The following is a 16301-nucleotide window of genomic DNA, read 5'->3' as shown; positions in this document are numbered from 1 at the left end:
GCTCGCTCCGGGGGGACCTCGAGGAGGACGAGACGATGACGCCTTCCCAAGACCTTGTCGATCTGGCCGAGCGGCTGGCGGACGCGAGCGGCGCGGTGATCCGGCGGTATTTCCGCAAGGGCATCGAGGCCGACGACAAGGCCGACGCGAGCCCGGTCACGATCGCGGACCGCGAGGCCGAGGCGGCGATCCGGGAGCTGCTCGCGGCACACGCGCCGGGCCACGGGATCGTGGGGGAGGAGCTCGGCCGCGAGAACGACGGGGCTGAGCACGTGTGGGTGCTCGATCCCATCGACGGCACGAAGGCGTTCATCACGGGCAAGCCGCTCTTCGGCACGCTCATCGCCCTGCTGCACCGGGGGAGGCCGGTGCTCGGCGTCATCGACCAGCCCGTCCTCGGCGATCGCTGGGTCGGCGTCCTGGGCCGGCCGACGCTCTGGAACGGCAGCCCGGCGCGCGTCCGCGCCTGCGCGGGGCTCTCGCTGGCGCGCCTCTCCACCACGGGCCCGCAGTACTTCCCGCCGGCGGCGGCGCGCGCCTTCGGCGCGGTCGCGTCGCGGGCCAAGCTCGTGAGCTACGGCGGCGACTGCTACCAGTACGGCCTCGTGGCGAGCGGCAGCGTCGACGTGGTCGTCGAGTACGGGCTCAAGCTCCACGATTTCGCGGCGCTCGTCCCCGTGATCGCCGGCGCGGGCGGGCTCATGACGGACTGGGAGGGGCGCCCGCTCGACGCCGCGAGCGCCGGCGACGTGGTGGCCGCCGGCGATCCGCGCGTCCACGCCGAGGTGCTCGCCGCGTTACGCGGCGGCCTGGCGGAGCGCGAGGCGCGCTGACGCCGGCGCGCCCCGGGGACGGCCGGGCCGTGCTCAAAATTGAACATGAAGGCGGGAAGGCGGGAAGAAAGGATCAATGTTCTTCCTGCCTTCCCGCCTTCATGTGAGCTCTCTCCGGACAAATTTGAGCACTATCGACGGCCGGCGAGGGCGGGGCCGGGGAGGCGCGCCCGGCCCAGGCGTCACGCCCGGAGCCCCCGGACCTGGAGGGCGAGGGAGCTCTTCAGCAACGGATCGAGCGCCGCGCCGAGCGTCGCGAAGCCGCTGAGCCAGGACAGGAGCGCCGCGAAGTAGAGGGCGAAGATGTTGTGCGCCGCGGCGAGCGGGTCGATGTCGCCGGCCACCTCGCCGCGCGCCTGGGCGTCGCGCACGAGGGCCGCGATGCGGTGCAGGAACGCGAAGGTGAGGGCGTTCAGCCGCTCGCCGTTCGGGCCCGACGCGCCGGGGAAGGCCTTCACGAACGCCTGCGACACGAGCGGCTGCTCGCCGTACATCGCGAACAGCTGCTGGAACACATGGAGCAGCTGAGGGAGCAGGGGGTCTTTGCGCGGCAGCGTCTCGAACGCCGCGTCGACCGCGGCCGCGAGCCGGTCGTGCATCACCATCATGAGCAGGTCGGCCTTGTCGCGCGCGTGGACGAACACCGTCCCCGCCGCGACCTCCGCGCGCTCCGCCACCGCCTTGGTCGTCGTGCCGTCGTACCCGAGCTCGGTGAAGAGCGCCCACGCCGCGTCCCGGATCCGGCGGCGGGTGTCGAGCTTCTGCTGGGCGCGGCCGCCGCGCTCGGGCGACGGCACGGCCGGGGACGGCGGCGAGGCGGGTGACGCGGGTGACGCGGCTCCCGCCGGGGACGCGGCTGCTTTCCGGCGCCTCGCCGCGCCTTGACTGACCCTGCTCATCGCTCGCGCAATGTGCTGCCGCGCGCGGTTACGAGTCAAGCACGGCGGTCTTGACAATGCTGGCTCGAAGAATGACCATGGTCAGTGACCGTAGTCATCCACGGAGGGTGGTGCCATGGCGCTGGTGCATTACGACGAGGGCCTCACGATGCGGGAGGCGCGGGCGATCTACTTCGAGGTGAACGGGTTCGGCGCGGACGGCGGGTACGGGGACGCGTGGGTCGACTTCAAGCTCGGCCCCCTCCCCGTCCCGTTCCCGAACACCCGGGCGCGCGTGCGCGCCGTGCGGTACCACGACCTGCACCACGTGCTCACGGGCTACGACACGAACACGATCGGCGAGTTCGAGATCTCGGCGTGGGAGCTCGGCGCCGGCTGCAAGGGCTTCGTCGCGGCGTGGCAGCTCAACCTGGGCGGCCTCTTCGCGGGGCTGCTCTCGGCCCCGCGCCGGACGGTGCGCGCGTTCCTCCGCGGCCGCCGCGGCGAGAGCCTGTATGGCCAGCCGTTCGAGGCGCTGCTCGATCGGACCGTCGGCGATCTCCGCCGGGAGATGCGCGTCGATACGCCTTCGTCCGGCCCGACGGCGAGCGACGCGCTCTGGCTGGCGCTCGCGACGGTCGCGGGGCTCGCGGGGGCCGGTGTGGGGCTCGCGCTCGCGCTGGTCGTGACGCCGATCGGGCTCGTGAGCCTCGCGCTGCGCCGGCACCGCGCGCGGCGCGCCGTGGGCGCCGGCGCCTGAGGGACAGATGGGGCGCGCCGGCGTCCTCCGCCCACCGCAATGCACGCTCCCGTCGGCGTCCAGCGTGAACACAACAGAACCGACCGCCGAGAGCCACGCACTCCGATGCACAGCGGACGCCGTCTGCATCGGCGGCGAGTGCCTCGCGATCTCGGAAGACACGTGCGACGGCGACGACCTCACGCTGGTCACGAACCTTGCTCGCGGAATAAGGCACCCCTCCCTCGTCTCGCACCTACCTCGACACACGGCTGGCCTTCCGTCCGAACTAGAAGACCAGCCGTGTGCCATCCGGAAAGGAGGAGAGTGACCTCGGGCGGCGCAGCACAGCCTGGTTCTCCGCGGACCGCTTCGCCGCCATCCGATCCACGGCATGCCGGCAGGCCCTGTGGACGACCTGAGAGCGCGACACGGCGGACCGGCGTGCCACCCACACGATTCCGCTAGCGCCGCGGCGTGGCTTCCTGAACCATGTGCGCATGGCTACGTCAGCTCCGTTCGACGTGCTCCGTCATACCGAGATCACGGTCGCTTCCGGGGATCGGCTGGACGTCCGGCAGTTTCACATCTCGGAGCGAATGAGCGCGCTGTTCGAGCTCTCCTTCATCGTTGTCTGCGAGAACGCGGACATCGATTTCGATGCCGTCGTCGGCCAGCCCATGACATTCACGCTGCGCCAGGGCACCACCGAGCGGGCCGTGCGCACATGGACGGGCGTCTGCAGCCACATCGAGCAGGTGGCGGCCGAGGAGATCGGCGTATCCACCTACAAGCTCGTGATGGTGCCGGTGCTGTGGCTTTTGACCCAGCGGCGGAACCATCGCATGTTCCAGCTCCAGTCGGAGCTCGACATTGCGCGGATGCTCCTCGCCGAGTGGAACATCTCGACGTCGGAGCGCATCTCCGGCACGTACAAGAAGCGCAAGTACCGCGTCCAGTACGGCGAGACCGACTTCACGTTCCTCTGCCGGATGCTCGAGGACGCGGGCGTCAGCTTCTACTTCCAGACGGACGGCGGCGAGACCAGGCTGGTCCTGGACGACGCTCCGCAGACGAACGCCTCGCGTGCCCCTGCGATCACGTTCCGCGACAACCCGACCGACGCCGACCGGGAGCACGTCACGAAGGTGCGCGTCAGTCGCCGGCTCCGATCCGGCAAGTACACCGTGCGCGATCACGACTACCGCCGGGTGCCCGAGTACGTGCTCCGCAGCTCGGCCCAGACGCAGGAGCAGCTAGAAGCGCAGCTCGAGCGGTACCACTACGTTCCTGGTGCCTTCCTGTACGAGAGCGACAAGGGACAGCCCACGCCCGTGGCCGACGACCGAGGGCGCTACCGGACCGACGAGAGAGAGGCGGTCGCTTTGGCGCAGCGCAGGCTCGATGCGAAGCGCGTCGAGGCGAGGACCGTCGCCTTCGACACGAACACGATCGATCTCGCGCCGGGTACCGTCGTGTCCATCCTCGATCATCCGAAGAGCGAGCTGTCCCCGGGCAGCGCGTTTCTCGTGACGGGCGCTACGCTGAGCGGCGAGCACGGCGGCGAGTGGTCCTGCGCCTGCGAGGCTGTGAGCGCTGGCCTTGCCTACAGGCCGCCGCTCGTCACCCCGAAGCCCAAGACGAGCGGCGTGGAGAGCGCGACGGTGGTCGGCCCGCCCGGCGAGGAGATCCACACCGACGAATTTGGCCGCGTGCGCGTCCACTTCCACTGGGACCGCGAGTCGAAGATGAACGAGCGCTCCTCGTGCTGGATCCACGTGAGCCAGCCGTGGGCCGGCGCGAGCTTCGGCGGCACGAACCTCCCGCGCGTCGGCCAGGAAGTGATCGTCGACTTCCTCGGTGGCGATCCCGACCGGCCCATCATCGTCGGCCGTGTCTACACGAACGTCCAGAAGACGCCGTACAAGCTGCCCGACAACAAGACCCAGAGCGGCTGGCAGAGCCGCTCCTCGCCGGGCGGCGGCCCGGACAACTACAACGAGATCATGTTCGAGGACAGGAAGGGCCAGGAGCTCGTCCGCATGCAGGCGGAGAAGAACCTCGACAAGCTCGTGAAGAACGACGAGTCCGTGCGGATCGGCCACGATCGCACGAAGCAGGTGGGGCACGATGACGCGCTCACGGTGGGGAACGATCGGACGCGGAGCGTCGGGCACGACGAGACCGTGAGCATCGGCAACGATCGCACCCGGCTGGTCGGGAACAACGAGAGCGTCACGATCGGCAACAGCCGCACGAAATCGGTCGGGGTGAACGAGTCGATGTTCGTGGGGGTCAACCAGAACGAGCAGATCGGCGCCAACCGTTCGGTGCAGGTGGGGGCGAACCACACCGAGGCGATCGGCGCGAACATGAGCGTGAGCGTCGGCATGGCGAAGACGGAGACGGTGGCGCTCGCGTCGGCCGAGACGGTGGGCGCGGCGAAGGCGCTGACCGTGGGCGGTGCCTACACGATCACGGTCGGCGGGGCGATGGCGACGAACGTGGCGCTCTCGCAGACAGAGGCCGTCGGAGCGAGCAAGAAGATCACCGCGGGCGACACGATCACGATCACCTGCGGGGCCAGCTCCATCAGCATGGACAAGGCGGGCACGATCGTAGTCTCGGGCAATGACATCTCCGTCGTGGCGCAGGGCGTCGTCAACGTGAACGCCAAAGGAGTCGTGAACGTCGAGAGCGCCGCCAACGTGCACGTGAAGGGGCCCACGATCACCATGAACTGACGCCGTGGCCGCGCCGCCCGATCACGCGCCCTCACGAGGCAACCGATGGCTGTCACGATCCGCATCAATGATGTCTCGTTGTGTCATAAGGGGAGCGGCGGATTCGCCGCGGCGACGGCGCCAGACGTCTGCAAGACCCCGCCTCAGCCGCTGCCAATCCCATATCCGAACACGGCGTTCGCCAAGGATCTCGCCAAAGGCACCGTGACGGTCCTCGTCGACGGCGGCAACATGGCGGGCATTCTGGGCTCCGAGCTCAGCGTGAGCTCGGGCGACGAGCCAGGCACGGCCGGGGGCGTGAAGTCGGGCGTGAACATGAAAGAGGCGACGTGGATCTCGTACTCGTTCGACGTGCTCCTCGAAGGGCAGAACGCGACGCGGCTGACCGACAAGATGTGGATGAACCGCGGAAACACGGTGTGCCTCGGTGGTTACCAGCAAAGCATGCCGCCAGAAGGCCCGGACCCGAAGTGCGTGAAGATCGCCGAGATGATCGACATGCTGATCAACACCGTGCGGCCGCCCACCCCGCCAGGCGGGCGCCCTCAGGGCTATCAGGGCCTGGCCATGCGCTGGCGAGAGTATGCCCAGAACGTGGGCGGCTGGGGAACGAGGCCCGACGGGTCCCTTGGGGCGAAGGCGCAAAACCATCTGAACGAGTATCGGAAGGGCCAGGAACGGCTCAAAGAGCAGCTAAGGAAGTGGGATGAAAACGACTGTGACAATAAGGGACCTCCACTGCCGCACAAGGCGCGCGAATACGCCGACCAGGAGCCGGAGCTCGGCCCCGGCAAGCCGATCGAGCCGGTGACCGTCGCGCCGATGGCCCCCGCGCCGACGAGCCCGTCCATCAGCGGAGAGGACGTCGCCAAGGGCGCAGCGGTGACGGGCGGCGTGGTCGTCACCCTCATCGTCATTTCTCGAATAATCCGCCTTTTCCCGCCGCTCTTGCCGCTGCAGCTCAGCCCCATTTGATGCTATTTGATGCCAAAGGAACGAACGATCGACGATGGTACATGCCGCCCTCCCCAACCTGCGTGGCCTGGACACCTTCGCCGTGTGGTGCCGCGGCATCTTGTGGCTGAGCCTGGACCGGTTCGAGCGGTTCTGGCCCGACCTCGGATTGTCGTTCCCGGACGCCGAGGGGGCGAAGGCGGCGGCGCGCGCAGCGCTCCTCGAAAAAAGAGCCCTCGACGCCGCCGACAACGATGACCTGGACTACAGCGGCCGGCTGGACGTCGTGGCGGACACCCTCGTCCGCACCATCGCGGAGACGTGCGGCCCGACGAGCGCGGCGCGGTTCGTGGCATGGGTGAGAGGACCCGTGGTAGCTTCGGCGAAAGAGCCCTTGTGGCACGACACCTGGAGTACCCTGCTGTACCGCATGCCGACGCACGACCCGGCGCTCATCGCATCGGGCTATGGCATCCCGTACGAGACGATGGAACGGCTGTTCGAGATCGCGAAGCGGTATGTGGCAGAGCACGATGCGCTCGACATGCGCGTGGAAGCGGCGGATGAAGAGCCGCTCTCCGGATGGGACGCCGACGCCTATGCAGACTACCGCATCGACAGCGGCCCTGTCCTGAGCCCGCTCGATGGGCTCCGGGCGCACCTTTATTTCCTGCGCTTCGACGACGCATGGTCCGAGATCCTGCGGATCACCCGTCCCCAGGACATCGACGCGCTCGTGCGATGGGGCCGGGCCTACCTGGCGCTGCGCGGCAGGATTCCCCTGGACGCTGCGCACATCCCTGATCATGCGCGGAGCCTGTCGTGAGCGACCCGTGGGCGTTCTCGCTCCATCCGGCAGGCCCCGCCTCGGTCGCGATCCGGCCCTGCGTGGAGGCCTGCTGGTCCGTGAGCGTCGGAGAGGACCCGGAGCGCCTCCGCGCCGCATGGACCGGAGCGCTCGAGGTGGTGCGGTACGACGCGCGCCACGTGCACCACAACGGCCCCGACGGCGGGCCTGTCCCCGCTGCTGCCGCCCACGCCGAGGAGGTGAGCCGCGCGCTCGAGGCAGCGTGCAGGGGCCCGGACCTCGGGCGGCCTATCCGCTGGGGCGCGCTCGGCTACATCGACGTCTCGGGCACGGACTCCATCCCGGTGAAGAGCGCGACCCTCGCGTTCGGCTGGGTTCGAGAGCCCGACGCGCCGCGCGGGCTGATGATTCGCGTCACGAGCGGCATGGACGCGGATTGGGCGCGCCTCGCGTCGCTGGCCGAGGCGCTCGCGGGCGAGCCCTGCGCCCAGTGGATCACCGTGGGCTACCGCTTCGTCACGGTGCCGTGGTGCTCACCGCTCCTCGCGGACGCGCTGCAGGTGATTCATGATCGCAGCCGGCGCTTCCGGGGCGTCGATGTCGGCGATCCGCTGGAGGTCCAGGCGTCGACGTGGCAACACAGGCTCCGCAGCATCGGCTGGATCACCGTCGTATCGGACCGGCTCTTGGCAACCGCCCCTGCGGCGGCAGGGCCGCTCCCCGAGGGGGTGTCCAGCCGTCGCCTGACCGCAGCGCAATGGTATCAGGCCGGCGAGCGCCCTTCCGTGTGCGACGTGAACCGGCGCGAGCGACCCGAGGCCTACGCATCGCTCGATCGATGGCTCTCGACGCTGCGCCCTGCGCGCGGTGTGCACTTCCTGCCGCCGTGGACCGAGCCGTCGAGTCGGCGCTGGGTCGAGAGATTCTCCGCATCCAACGCGCTCGCGCCCGAAGCGTGACGCGCCGCGGTCGCCGCGCCGTTCACACCTCCCGGTGGGAGACCGGCAGATGCAGGAGCACCGCGCCGCGGGCCCCGTCGTCGGAGCTAGCCCACACGAGCACGTTCGGCCCGCGAGGGAACGCTCGCTCGGCGAGGACGCACGCCGTGGTGATGGCAAGCAGCCCCGACGCCGCGCCGATATCGCCCCATGACGCCGCGGGGGCCCACGGCGACCCGCCGGCGAGCCGCGACGGGAGCCGCGCCACGAGGAAGCCCATCTCGTCCGCGCGGTAGCGCGCGCCGTTGAAATCGCAGACGACCTCGTCGACCAGAGCGTCCGGGTGGAGCCCTTCGAGCGCCGCGCGCACCGCCCTCGTGAGGCCGGCGCCCGTGCAGATCCCCTCCGTGAACGGCAGCGCCTGCTCCTCGGCCGTGCCGGCGGACACCACGCGTCCGAGGACGGGCAGCCTCCACCTCGCGGCGAAGCGCTCGGAGCACAGCAGACACGCCCCCGCTGCCTCGCCGGGCACGAAGCCCCACGCGTTGTGCGCCGACCGGAGCCGCCCCATCCGATCCAGCGCGTCCAACGTGTCGGGAAACGCGTAGCTGTCCACCGCCGCGACGAGGCACGCCTCGGCCCCGCCTAGTGCCACGCGGCCTAGCGCGCGCGCCACGCCCAGCAGGCCCGCGGCATGGCCGCGCCGCTCGACGATCACGGTCGAGATCGCTCCTCCGGCCGCCGCCGATAAGGCCTCCGAGAGCCCCTCTCCGAGGCCCGGCGGCAGCCCTGGACGGCCCACCTCCGCACAGCCGAGGACGGCCTCCAGAGCGCCGGCGCCCGCTGGCCAGGCGGCCGCACAAGGCGCCACCGCCCTCTCAAGCAGGGTCCGGACACGGAGTTCCGGCTCGGCGTCGACGTCGATGTAGCGCGCCAGGGCCGCCTTCAGCGGCTGGCCGGCGCGATCGACCATGTACGGGTGCTCGCGCACGCCGCTGATCCGTGCGCGGGCAGACACGGCGGTCATCACCGCGCTGTCGCCGATCGCGCTCACCGCCCCGATCGCGGCGATGCAGGCGCCGCGACTCATGGAGCCGTCCTTGCCAGGACTTCCTTGTCCCAGACGACCGTCTCCGAGAGCAGGTGATCTCGCCCATGGCAGGGCACGTGGGAGTGAAACACGAGCGTAAGCCGCATGGCGTCAGCGTCCACGATCACGGTCGAGAGAGCGCCGCGATGCTCCACGACCTCGCGCCCGAGCGCGGTGCGCATACCGAGCACCACACGGGGGAGCCTGAGGCGCACGGGGCCGTCCGGCGACAGCCCGAGCAGCGCCACCGGCTCTCCGCCGCGCAGGTCATCGAGCTGCTGATCGACCGGCGCGCTCTGCCAGAAGCGAGGATCGAGGTCGAGCGGGAGCAGAGGGCGGCGCTCGTTCTCCCAGGCGTCATCGTACGTGCCGGACCACCCGACGCGAGGCATCCAGTCACGGGCGACGGCGCCGAAGCCGACCGGCGGCGGCCGATCGCGGGGAGAAGCGGTGAGGTGCGCCGGATGCTCGATGTTGGGGAGCGGCCTGTCCACCAGATCGCCTGCCCTCTCCGAGAAGCCACGGCCGACCGGGTTCTCGGCGAGGCGCGTCCGGCCCGATGGATCCGCGGCGAGATCGGCGCCCCCGAACGCGCGCTCGTAGACCAGGGGAATACGCACGAACGGGGTCGGCTCCGTCGGGATGAGGCGCGCCGCGGAGCGCTTCCAGGCGCGGTCGCCGAGCACGACGGCTGTCTTCGTTCGGTCTCCGACCATCACCGCGACATCGACCCGCACGGCGGGTGTGCCCCTCGGGGCACAGGCGTGCCCGCGGACGAGCACGTCCACGGCTGGCTTCGGGAGCGTGAAGTCGGTATCTTCGAGGAGGCTGCTCCTCCCCGGCTCGCCCGTGTACGCGGGCGTCCGGCGGACATCGTCCTGCGTCTCTGCGACGCGCGCGGCTCCGTCCGGCGTGATGTCGAACGTCGCGCGCACGACGACGACCCATACCTCGGCTCCGCGGGCGTCCCGGAGAAACTGCCGATCGGCGGCGAACGGGGATAGATTACGAAGCTGCCACATCGCTGCCTCCCGCGCGTGACCCGCCCACGCCGAGCCGCCGGAGTTGCCGCCGCGCGGGCGCGCGTGTGGGGAACAGGGGACGGCCCGGCGCGCGGATGACCATCTCCAGCGCGGCGCCCATCCGCGTCGGCTGGCGACCCGTTACGAGCACGGAGCGGAGCCACGCATCTGTGGGTGGTCGACCCAGGATTAGGCGCACGCCTGGCGGAAAGTCGTCGCAACGCTTCGCCCAGTGCGCAGCGACCCGGTCTGTGTCGGGAAAGGGGAGCGACGCTTCCGGATCCGGGAACACCGCAGGATCGGCGGGATCGTCGCTCGGCGCTGCCGGGAAGCCTTCGGGACGTGGGCCGGCGAGGCCGGCACCCGCGATGTCGATCCCCGTGATTTCGTGGAAGGCCCACGCCGACAGGCGCGCCAGCCTCGGAAGACGCATTCGCTCGATCAGGCTGGGCACCATCGCGGCGTCACCCAGCGCTGCCGCCGCGACGATGGCGGGGCGCTCCGCGCCCGGCGTGGTGAGCAGCCTGTGCAGGCTGTCCGTCGCGCGATCCGACGCGAGCCGTCGCGGCGCCAAGGAAGCGGCCACCCACGCGGACGGGCCGTCCTGCTCGCAGGCGGCGAGCAGCCGCCCTGCGGCCGACGTGTCGCCGAGGAGCACGAGAGACCAGTCCGCCCAGAAACGACACGCGGCGTCGTCGTCGCCGCAGCTCACGCTCTCCAGCGCGCTCCGCAGATCGAGCCGGCCGAGTTCCCCTCCGGCGCGTGCCGCCGCTCTGCGGGCGAGCACGTCGCGGGAGCGGATCGCCGCAGCGAGCGCGGCGCCGGGATCGATGCGCTGCGCTGCGGCCAGCGTGAGGCCGACGCCCAGCCATCCGGCCGGCCCATCGCTCGACAGGAAGCGCTCGACCCAGGAGCGGGCCGCCGGCGCAGCCAGCCATCCCAGGGCCGCAGCGCAGGCCTGTCCCAGCGTCGGGTGGGCGCCCGCCCGCTCCAGGAGGTAGGAGATGATCCTGATCTCACCGCGCTCCGCCGCGAGCACCAGCGCTGCGAAGCCCGCGCTCGTCTCCTCCCCCCCGCGCGCCAGCCCTCTCAGGCTCGTCTCGATCCCGGCGTTGCCGGCGATGCGCAGGCCGTCCAGATGCGCATCGAGCCGCTCGTCGAGCCGGGCGACATCATCGAGGTCGTGCGCATAGGAGTCGACGGCGAGCTCCCGCTGCATCCAGAGATACGAGACCTCGAAGCAGTGGCGCTCCACGATCTCCTGCAAGGCAGCGTGGAGCACGGAGCTCTGCCTCTATACGACCATCCCCCCGGCGTCCAGGGTGTATGTCGCCGCCCCGCGGCGCTCGCGCTCGCGCCGCGGGGCCGCGCCGACGAACGTCGATGATCACGCCAGGCGCGTGCTCCGCGAGCAGATTCTCCCTTGCTGCGTCTTTGCTCGCACCACGATGCTCCGTCGCTCGACACCTCGCATCGTTGCATTTACGATAGAGCCACCTCGGTCGCGGCGTACGGCGATCGGTGAGGAGCCGGGGAGCATCATGGGCAACGGCAGACATGCTGATCAACAAGGGGACGCGCAGGCCCAGGACGCAGGGGCAGCGACGGAGCCGGCACCGCCCCCCGAGGCGCAGCAAGCCGCGACATCGCTCCTCGATCTGCTCCTCTCCGAGGGCGACGCCTCGCCGTCGTCGCCGGTCGCCCGCCGCATCGAGGGGGTCGTCCTCGGGCGCATCGCCGGGATTCACGCGTCGGGGGCGGTGTGCGTGACGTTCCCGGGGGCACCCGAGCAAGGGTTCGCCGCGCGTACGACGACGCCGTTCGCGCAAGAGGATGAGGGGCGCGAGGTTGCGCTCATGTTCGAGGAGGGCGACCCGCGGCGCCCGATCGTGATGGGCAAGATGGTATCCCCGCTCGCGACGGGCGCAACCGAAGCGGCGGCCGACGGGCGGCGGGTCGAGATCAACGCCGCCGAGGAGATCGTGCTGCGCTGCGGGGAGTCGAGCATCACGCTCACGCGCGCCGGCAAGATACTGATCCGCGGCGCGTACGTGCTCTCGCGCTCGTCCGGCGTGAACCGGATCCAGGGCGGCTCGGTCGAGATCAACTAGCGCAAGGTCCAGCGCGCAGCGCGTCGATCTCGCGCCGCACCAGCTTGCCGAGCCGCACGTCCTTCACCATGCGCTGGATCCAAACGCGGTGAATGTGCGGCCAAGCGCCCTCCGGGAGATCGCGCTCGGCGAGCGCACCAGCGAGCGCGCTGCGCTCGGCCGCATCGGCAAGACGCGCGTAATCGCTCACCGCAATGGGGCCGCGCTTCGCGTCCAGCGCGGCGACGTAAGCGCCATCGTAGCTCGAGAGCAGCATCTTTCTGCTGCGCGCAGCTTCGTCGTGGATCCGGTCGAGCCAGTGCGCGTGGACGCGTTGCCATCGCGCCTCGTCGAGCTCCTCGGCGCGCAGGAGGTCGCGGGTTGAGCCCGGGTCGCAAGCGAGGCGTGCTGCGATCGCACCGCACCGCTCGGGCGGGTACGCCTCGAACGGGACCTCCGGAGCGGGTTCTGCGCCCCCCCCGGGCTCGTCCTTGCTGTCGGCTTTCGCGGCCGTTGCCGGCCCGGTGGCTCCCTGCTGATCCGGGCGGCGCGAGGGAGGAGCCGCCTCCCCCTCGCCGCGCACCCACGGCGGCACGAGCGGCAGTCCCGCAGCGCTTGCCCGGGGCGGGACGTCGCGCCCGGATACGCTCTGCTCCTGCGCGGTCGCGAAGGGCAGCATGAGCGACGACACCGTGAGCCCCGGCGCCTCGGTCTTCTCGAGCGGATTCTCGGCGAACGGTGGTGAGATCGCGCTCACGCTCGGCTGCGAGCGGCGCTCGGCCGCGACCGCTGCCGATGCCGATGCCGGCCCGGTCTTGCTGGCCGTCGTCAGCGGCGAGACGGAGCTTGAGGCCCGTGCTGCGGTCCCCGAGAACGGCAGCACGACCGACGAGAGCATGACGGCATTCGGCAGCAACGTGGCCTCCGCGCCGGGCTCGTCGTGCGCCTGCGCGGAGGGCGCCGCGGCCGGCGTGCCCGGTCCGCTCACGACCGCGCGACCAGGGCGGTCTGGTCGATCGAGCAGCACGTGCGCGCGCCACACGAGCATCGCGAGCCCGCGATCCGTGTCGATGACCAGCGTGTCGCAGCGCAGCTGGAGCCGCTGCGGGCCGGAACCGTGATCGACCGTCACGGCCGGCGCAACGGGCGCGAGCCGCGTCGACAGGCGCGCGAAGTGGGGGTGCATATTTTCGAGATAGATCGCCTCCTCGCCGAACGGCTGCGTGCGTTGCTGGTCGGGCGGCGCTGCGTTGAAGTACGCCATATCGATGTCGTCCGGGAGCGGCCGCTCATGCCACCGGCTCGGTTCCCACCAGGCACCGTGCCGCTGAAGGCACGCCACGCGCGAGGGCCAGTTCGGCGCGATCGGGCCGAAGCCCACCGGCGGGACGATGGCGCTGCACGACGCGAGACGAAGCCCGACAGGCAACAGGTTGGGCGCGAGCACGCGGCCGGAGACGTCAGCTCGCGCCGCGCTGCCGAGCGGCCTGCCAGCTGGATTGCTCGTAGCGGGTCCGCCGGCTGCGCGCTCCCACACGAGCGGCATGGTCGTAAAGGGCGCCGGATCGCCGAGCAGCCCATCGCGGCCAACACACCGGTCACCCACCACCTGGATCGCCTTGTCGATGTCGCCGACCGCGAGCCGCACCCCGAGCGACGGCACGGGTCGCCCCTCCGGCGCGTACGCATGCCCGACGACGAGCACCTCGGGGCGCTTCTTGAACGGCACCAGCTCCGATGCGAGCGCCAGACCGCCGCCCTCGCCCGTGTACACGTCGGCCTCGACGACGGGCACCTGCGTCGCGGCGAGCGGCGAAATCTCGGGCCGCAGCTCGAACGTCGCCTTACACACCACCGTGAACGCGAAGCTACCATGTCGCGGCTGCCACCCGACCTTCGCCACGCCGAGGGCACACTCCGAGATCAGATCCATGTCGCACCTCGCAACCTGGCTGCACGCATGTGACCTCCGGCGTCAAGCTCGCGCGCGGCATCCCTCGCGCCGCGGAATCACGAACATGTCGAGACCAGCAGCCCTGTCGCCGCCGACCAGCCCCCCTCCCCCGGCTCGCGCCAGCGCACGAATCCCGCGCGCACCGCGCCTTGCGCGGCCACGCCACACGGCCGATCCTGACCGGACACACTGCGGCCTTCTTGAGCCGCGCTTCCCCGACCGATTGAAGGAGGAACGGATGGCATCGAAATTGGTAACCGACAGAGAGAAGTCCAGCCGCGCGGTGGCTGCCTCTGCCGCGACGCACGCCGACGAGATCGCAAAAGGCTTCTCGGCCGAGCTCGCGTGTCACCTGAAATCCGGCGAAGCCATGCCCGACGTGGCGCTCCTCGTGCGGCTCATGGCGCGCCGGATCGCCGCGGATACGGCGGCGCTCGTGGCGGCCGACGATGCGCACGAGCACGAGCTCGCGGCCTCGTCGCGCGCCGCGCGAGGCGCGCGACGAGGCCGCGGCGCGGCTGCGCTCGGCGCTCGTCGACGGGCGCGCGGCCATCGACGCGGCCTTCGGCCCGGCGGGGCTGCGCAAGCTCCGGCTCGACGGCGCGGTCCCGGAGGATCCCTCGGTGCTCGTCACGATCGGTGAGCGCGTCGTGAAGGCGCTGCGCGACGCGGACATCAAGCTCCCGAAGCCGAGGCGGGCGTCGATGAAGATCGACCGCGCCGCGCTCGCCGGCGAGATCGACGCCGAGCTGCCGGCGCTCAGGAAGGCGCTCGCGAAGGTCGCGACCGAGGAGCGCGAGAAGGAGGCGACGCTGCGCGCGAAGCAGCTCGCCATGCGCAAGAGCGATCGCAGCTTCGGCCAGGGCGCCGCGTGGCTCGCTACGAGCTGCACCTTCGCGGGCCTCGAGGATCTCGCCGCCAAGGTGCGCCCGTCAGGCCGCCGGCCCGGCCGGACCGCGGTCGAGGAGGAAGGGGAAGCCGAGGAGACGGCGCCGCCCGAGGCGCCCACGGCGTCCGCAGACCTCTGACCTACCCGTCTCGCACCGGTCGCGACGGCCGCGACGGTCGCGACGCACACGCGCCGCTCGCCACGCGCCGTCGCGCGCGCTGGGCATCCTCCGCAAAATCGCCGCACCGCCGCCCAGAAACGCGATGTTCCCGCGGCACACCGCGCTCCGAACCGCTCCCGCCGCGCTCCGTCGCGAGCGCGGCCCGTCCGGACCCCTCCGAACCTTCCTCGCCGCCGCGTCACCGCCTTCCGGCGCGCTCCCCGGCGCCGTCGCCGCCGGACCTTGGTCTTCCCGGCGCCTCGTCGTGCCCCTCGCCTCTCCCCAGCGCCGCTCCGCGGCTCGCTCCCCCGCCCGCCCCGCGCGCCCCTCCCCCACCCACCTTGACCCGGCGCCCGCCACGCACGAGGATCCGCCTCGTGCCCCAGCGAAAGCGCTACCTCTTCGTCTGCGTCAACCGCCGCCCGGACGGGGTCCCCAAGGGCTCCTGCGCCCAGCGCGGCGCCGAGGGGATCCACGCGCAGCTCAAGGCCGCCCTCGCCGAGCGCGGCCTCGCCAAGCTCGAGGCGCGCGCCTGCACCGCGAGCTGCCTCGACGTCTGCTGGGCCGGCCCCGTCATCGCCGTCGAGCCGGACGGCTACTTCTACGGGCGCGTGACCCCCGCGGACGTCCCCGAGATCGTCGACGCCCTCGCCGAGGGCCGCCGCGTCGAGCGGCTCGTGCTCCCGCCCGAGGACTTCACCGAGGCCACGGCCGGCCCGCCGCTGCCGGCGCCGCCCCGCCGCCCGCCGGAGGCGTGATGCGCGGCTTCGAGTTCTGCGAGACCATGGCCGGGAGCTTCCACCTGGTCGAGTCCCCCGCCGACGAGCGGCCCATGTCGTTCACCATCCGCGCGCGCTCGCGCGGCCTCCTCGACTTCCTGCGCAAGCCCGAGGTCGAGATCGAGGGCGAGATCGACGCCGAGGGGTTCGCCGACCACCGCTACCTGTCCGGGCGGCTCGGCCTCGACCTCGCGCGCACCGGCACCCTCCCCTACTCCTTCGAGTTCACCGCCAACGACGGCCGCCGCTGCGCGTTCGCCGGCCGCAAGACCGTGCGCCCGAGCGATCTGCTGGCGTCGATGACCGTCCTGCCCGGCGTGCTCGTCGGCGAGGGAGGCGCCGTGATCGGCGAGGCGCTCCTCCGCTTCGACCTGCGGAGCGACCTGCTCCGGTTCCTGCGGAGCTTCCGGACCACGAGGTAGC

General features: G+C 71.3%; 16 protein-coding genes. 11 read left to right on the top strand and 5 right to left on the bottom strand.

The genetic code is table 11. From position 1 onward, the window contains the following. Positions 1–35 precede the first annotated feature (35 nt). Positions 36–833, top strand: a complete 798-nt coding sequence (hisN, locus tag WMF20_RS50385) for a histidinol-phosphatase (RefSeq protein ID WP_437609353.1) — start codon at positions 36–38, stop codon at positions 831–833. A gap of 182 nt (positions 834–1015) precedes the next feature. On the opposite strand, the gene WMF20_RS50380 is transcribed toward hisN, so the two are convergent. Continuing rightward, on the bottom strand, positions 1016–1630 hold the full coding sequence (locus tag WMF20_RS50380) for a TetR/AcrR family transcriptional regulator (RefSeq protein ID WP_437609350.1): 615 nt from the start codon (positions 1628–1630) through the stop codon (positions 1016–1018). Positions 1631–1847: 217 nt separating this feature from the next. Between WMF20_RS50380 and WMF20_RS50375 the strand changes: the two genes are divergently transcribed. The 5 genes from WMF20_RS50375 to WMF20_RS50355 all read left to right on the top strand — a co-directional run bounded on the left by WMF20_RS50375 (position 1848) and on the right by WMF20_RS50355 (position 7915). Beyond that, on the top strand, positions 1848–2471 hold the full coding sequence (locus WMF20_RS50375; RefSeq protein ID WP_437609348.1) for a hypothetical protein: 624 nt from the start codon (positions 1848–1850) through the stop codon (positions 2469–2471). A 479-nt stretch (positions 2472–2950) separates the two neighbouring features. Further along, the gene (locus WMF20_RS50370; protein ID WP_437609346.1) at positions 2951–5194 is read left to right on the top strand and encodes a type VI secretion system Vgr family protein; all 2244 of its coding nucleotides are present in this window, start codon (positions 2951–2953) and stop codon (positions 5192–5194) included. A 45-nt stretch (positions 5195–5239) separates the two neighbouring features. Beyond that, positions 5240–6169: a DUF4150 domain-containing protein gene (locus WMF20_RS50365; protein ID WP_437609344.1), complete on the top strand. Its 930-nt coding sequence runs from the start codon at positions 5240–5242 to the stop codon at positions 6167–6169. A gap of 34 nt (positions 6170–6203) precedes the next feature. Further along, positions 6204–6974 (top strand): hypothetical protein, encoded by a 771-nt coding sequence (locus WMF20_RS50360; RefSeq protein WP_437609342.1) that lies wholly within the window; start codon positions 6204–6206, stop codon positions 6972–6974. Further along, a complete protein-coding gene (locus WMF20_RS50355) occupies positions 6971–7915 on the top strand; it encodes a type VI immunity family protein (protein WP_437609340.1) in 945 nt (314 codons plus the stop codon). The genes WMF20_RS50360 and WMF20_RS50355 overlap by 4 nt, the downstream gene beginning before the upstream one ends. Positions 7916–7937: 22 nt before the next feature. Here WMF20_RS50355 and WMF20_RS50350 read toward each other — a convergent pair whose 3' ends face one another. Genes WMF20_RS50350 through WMF20_RS50340 form a run of 3 tightly spaced genes read right to left on the bottom strand, consistent with a single transcriptional unit; the run spans position 7938 to position 11225 of the window. Further along, complete coding sequence (locus WMF20_RS50350) at positions 7938–8984, bottom strand: hypothetical protein (RefSeq protein WP_437609338.1); 1047 nt, start codon at positions 8982–8984, stop codon at positions 7938–7940. Beyond that, positions 8981–10006 (bottom strand): DUF2169 family type VI secretion system accessory protein, encoded by a 1026-nt coding sequence (locus WMF20_RS50345; RefSeq protein WP_437609336.1) that lies wholly within the window; start codon positions 10004–10006, stop codon positions 8981–8983. Before WMF20_RS50345 ends, WMF20_RS50350 begins: the two co-directional genes overlap by 4 nt. After that, entirely contained in the window at positions 9990–11225 is a 1236-nt protein-coding gene (locus WMF20_RS50340) for a TIGR02270 family protein (RefSeq protein ID WP_437617248.1), read from the bottom strand. Before WMF20_RS50340 ends, WMF20_RS50345 begins: the two co-directional genes overlap by 17 nt. Between WMF20_RS50340 and WMF20_RS50335 the strand changes: the two genes are divergently transcribed. Then, positions 11145–11393: a hypothetical protein gene (locus WMF20_RS50335; protein WP_437617269.1), complete on the top strand. Its 249-nt coding sequence runs from the start codon at positions 11145–11147 to the stop codon at positions 11391–11393. The genes WMF20_RS50340 and WMF20_RS50335 overlap by 81 nt on opposite strands. A 271-nt stretch (positions 11394–11664) precedes the next feature. Then, on the top strand, positions 11665–12117 hold the full coding sequence (locus tag WMF20_RS50330) for a DUF6484 domain-containing protein (RefSeq protein ID WP_437617247.1): 453 nt from the start codon (positions 11665–11667) through the stop codon (positions 12115–12117). Here the strand turns inward: WMF20_RS50330 and WMF20_RS50325 are convergent. Next, entirely contained in the window at positions 12110–14029 is a 1920-nt protein-coding gene (locus tag WMF20_RS50325) for a DUF2169 domain-containing protein (protein WP_437609334.1), read from the bottom strand. The two genes, WMF20_RS50330 and WMF20_RS50325, sit on opposite strands and share 8 nt — an antisense overlap. 470 nt (positions 14030–14499) lie before the next feature. Between WMF20_RS50325 and WMF20_RS50320 the strand changes: the two genes are divergently transcribed. The 3 genes from WMF20_RS50320 to WMF20_RS50310 all read left to right on the top strand — a co-directional run bounded on the left by WMF20_RS50320 (position 14500) and on the right by WMF20_RS50310 (position 16300). Further along, complete coding sequence (locus WMF20_RS50320; RefSeq protein ID WP_437609332.1) at positions 14500–15078, top strand: hypothetical protein; 579 nt, start codon at positions 14500–14502, stop codon at positions 15076–15078. Between the two features lie 398 nt (positions 15079–15476). Next, positions 15477–15857, top strand: a complete 381-nt coding sequence (locus tag WMF20_RS50315) for a (2Fe-2S) ferredoxin domain-containing protein (RefSeq protein ID WP_437609330.1) — start codon at positions 15477–15479, stop codon at positions 15855–15857. After that, complete coding sequence (locus WMF20_RS50310; RefSeq protein WP_129580926.1) at positions 15857–16300, top strand: hypothetical protein; 444 nt, start codon at positions 15857–15859, stop codon at positions 16298–16300. Before WMF20_RS50315 ends, WMF20_RS50310 begins: the two co-directional genes overlap by 1 nt. The last annotated feature ends 1 nt before the right edge of the window (position 16301 follow it).

It is taken from the genome of Sorangium sp. So ce834, assembly GCF_051521425.1.
GTDB lineage: Bacteria > Myxococcota_A > Polyangia > Polyangiales > Polyangiaceae > Sorangium > Sorangium cellulosum_D.
Note: the sequence above shows the minus strand (reverse complement) of the source record. Positions and strands in the feature narration are given on the sequence as shown.